Origin of the sequence: Thiospirillum jenense, assembly GCF_014145225.1 — a bacterium.
Classification (GTDB): Bacteria; Pseudomonadota; Gammaproteobacteria; order Chromatiales; family Chromatiaceae; genus Thiospirillum; species Thiospirillum jenense.
On sequence record NZ_JABVCQ010000068.1, the window covers coordinates 1 to 2,696 of the forward strand.

Here is a 2,696-nt window from a genome sequence, read left to right on the forward strand (position 1 = left end):
TATTGAATGGAATTGTGCCATGCTATTATGATTTATGCAATCATCCAACCAATGCCACGCACCAATAAAATTGCATAGCCGGCCGCTAATAAATCATCAAACATGACGCCAAACCCATTTTGCCAGCGTTGATCAAAAAAGTGAATTGGCCAGGGCTTGAAAATATCGAAAAACCGAAATGCAATAAAACCGCTGATCCACCAATTCAATCCATCTGGAATGCAATACAGCACCAATGCCATTGCGACAATTTCATCCCACACAATGCCGGAATGATCGGCAATACCAAGTGCTTTACCCGTGATGTCACAAATAAAAACGCCAATAACAAACGCGAGTATTAGAGCAATGATAATGCTGGCATCCGATAGCCCTATAAATGGGGTCGCCAATGCAAAATACAATGGGTAGCCCAATAAAGTTCCGACGGTGCCGGGCGCTTTAGGGCTTAATCCCGTCCCCAGTCCAAAAGCAATGAAATAGACTGGGTGGCGGGTGATCCAGCGCCAATTCGGTGTTATTGGCTCTGGCGGTTCTAATGGTGAATTAACCATGAATTGCGTTAATCACTGGCACCAATACGGTGATGTTCTTCTGGATGCGCACGGGTGTAGCGAATTGAAGAATAAACTGACATGCCAATAAAGGCTACGCCAATTAAGCCGGTAATGACTTCGGAAATATGAAACTGTACGCTGGCTAACATGATGGCGGCTAATGCACCTATTGCCCAGTGGGCGCCGTGTTCTAAAAAGACATATTGATCGAGCGTCCCTTTATTCACCAAATAGACGGTGAGTGAACGGACAAACATGGCGCCAATCGCTAATCCCAACATAATAATCACCACGTCGCGGGTAATGGCAAATGCACCAATGACGCCGTCAAATGAGAATGACGCATCCAAGACTTCCAAATATAAAAATCCAGCCACGCCCGAGCGTTTGGCCATATTCACTGCCGCATCACCGTCTTCTTCATTTTCAAACAGGCTATCTAAACTGCTGACGGCAACATAGAGAATAATCCCACCAATACCGGCGGCCAATAATGACAACTGCTCAGTTGATGTTAAATCAAAGAATGATTGCATTAAAAACAGAATGACCAGCGCGATCATCACTTCGACTGCATCTAATTTGCCCAAGCGTGATAGCCGTTCTTCAATTTTGCCTAGCCAATGTAAATCTTTGGTGGCATCCATCATAAAATAAAGGAAAACCAGTAATAAAAACATGCCGCCAAATGCGGAGATGCCGACATGGCTTTGTTCTAAATAATGCGCGTATTGATCGGGTTGTTTTAATGCCATTTGTGTGACTTCAAACATGCCCTGCCCCGATGCCACCGCGACTATGACAATCGGGAAAACTAACCGCATTCCAAAGACGGCAATCAGAATACCGACGGTTAAAAAAATCTGCTGCCATTTGGCGTCCATGTCTTTTAACACCGACGCATTGACCACCGCGTTGTCAAATGACAGGCTGACTTCCATGATGCCCAGAATGATGGTTAAAAACACGGCGGCTAATCCACCCATTGGTCCCAGTTGCCCCCAATAGTAGGCGGCGGCAAGACAAATAATTGTCACTAATATTGAATAACGAAACGCTCTCATTGATCCCCCTTTTACTGATTGATTACACGCATGGTTGAATAATTTTTTGTAGAATGACTGGCGCAGTTCTATGATGTTCCGGTGGCGCGTGGCCAATAATTGCGCTCGGCATGATTGCTATTGATTGCACATGCAAGATCAGCGGTATCATTGGTGAGCGTTGCTTGTTCAATAATGTGTGTTGCCCAGGTGTGCAGCGTTGAGACTTCACACATTGACCCAGCAAATTTGAAGACGGCATGATCGGCAGTTAATACGCGCCTGGCAGTTTCTAATTCTTCCGCACTGATTCGATAACCCGCGTGAATCATTGACACTTGGTGCGGGTGAATCGCCGCTTTGCTGGCTAATCCATACGCCCGATCATCGCGCAATTCTTCCGCTAATAATTCGGGCATGTCAATATGTTCAAACACTGGCGCGGTGAGTTGAAAGCCGTAGGGTTTGAAAATAGTGACCAGTTGCGCAATTGCCTGACCTAATGGGGTGTGATAAATGGTGCGATCACGCGGGCGGCGGATGTCTAATAAAGCGAATAAATCATTGCCGCCGATGCGTAATGCTAAAATCTTTTGACGGTGCGGGTGTGTCATTAGATAATCCCGCAATGCAATCATCTGAATTGGATCAAAGGCGGCGGCGGTTTCTAAAATGGGCATACACGCATAATTTGACCCATCGAGTAATGCTAAATACTCGCCAATGTTGGTTAAATCACATTTGGGGAATACAAAGCCGGCGATCTTTTCAATGCCGGGGCGGGTTAATAATTCGCTAAACACGTCAAGATTGCGCACCCGCACGAAGCGTAATAAATCACTGTGGCTGTCGGCGTGGATTAAAGCGTGATTGAGATTGTTTAATGCAAACGTGAGCGATTGCGGCGCGACGGCATCTTCGGTGCAAATAATGACTGACCGTAATTGCGGCCAGCGGTGTCCATTAATAATGGTTAATAAATCGTGATGTGTAGCTGGAACATACAGCGGGCTGCCGAGGTGATGAATCGTAAGCATCAGTTATTAACACCTTGAATGATTGCGACCGCTTGATAGGGTAGCGTTGGAATGATTTG

Annotated in this window: 2 protein-coding genes and 1 pseudogene; all 3 read right to left on the reverse strand. The window is 45.9% G+C overall.

The features are described from left to right. Positions 1-32: 32 nt before the first annotated feature. The 3 genes and pseudogenes from HUK38_RS14465 to HUK38_RS14475 all read right to left on the reverse strand — a co-directional run bounded on the left by HUK38_RS14465 (position 33) and on the right by HUK38_RS14475 (position 2,637). Positions 33-554 (reverse strand): phosphatidylglycerophosphatase A family protein, encoded by a 522-nt coding sequence (locus HUK38_RS14465; RefSeq protein WP_182585028.1) that lies wholly within the window; start codon positions 552-554, stop codon positions 33-35. Positions 555-643: 89 nt separating this feature from the next. After that, positions 644-1,621 (reverse strand): annotated as a pseudogene (locus HUK38_RS14470) (DUF475 domain-containing protein); the annotation flags it as partial. Between the two features lie 68 nt (positions 1,622-1,689). After that, positions 1,690-2,637 carry an HpcH/HpaI aldolase/citrate lyase family protein gene (locus HUK38_RS14475; protein WP_182585030.1) on the reverse strand — a complete coding sequence of 316 codons (948 nt, stop codon included), beginning with the start codon at positions 2,635-2,637 and terminating at the stop codon, positions 1,690-1,692. Positions 2,638-2,696: the final 59 nt, after the last annotated feature.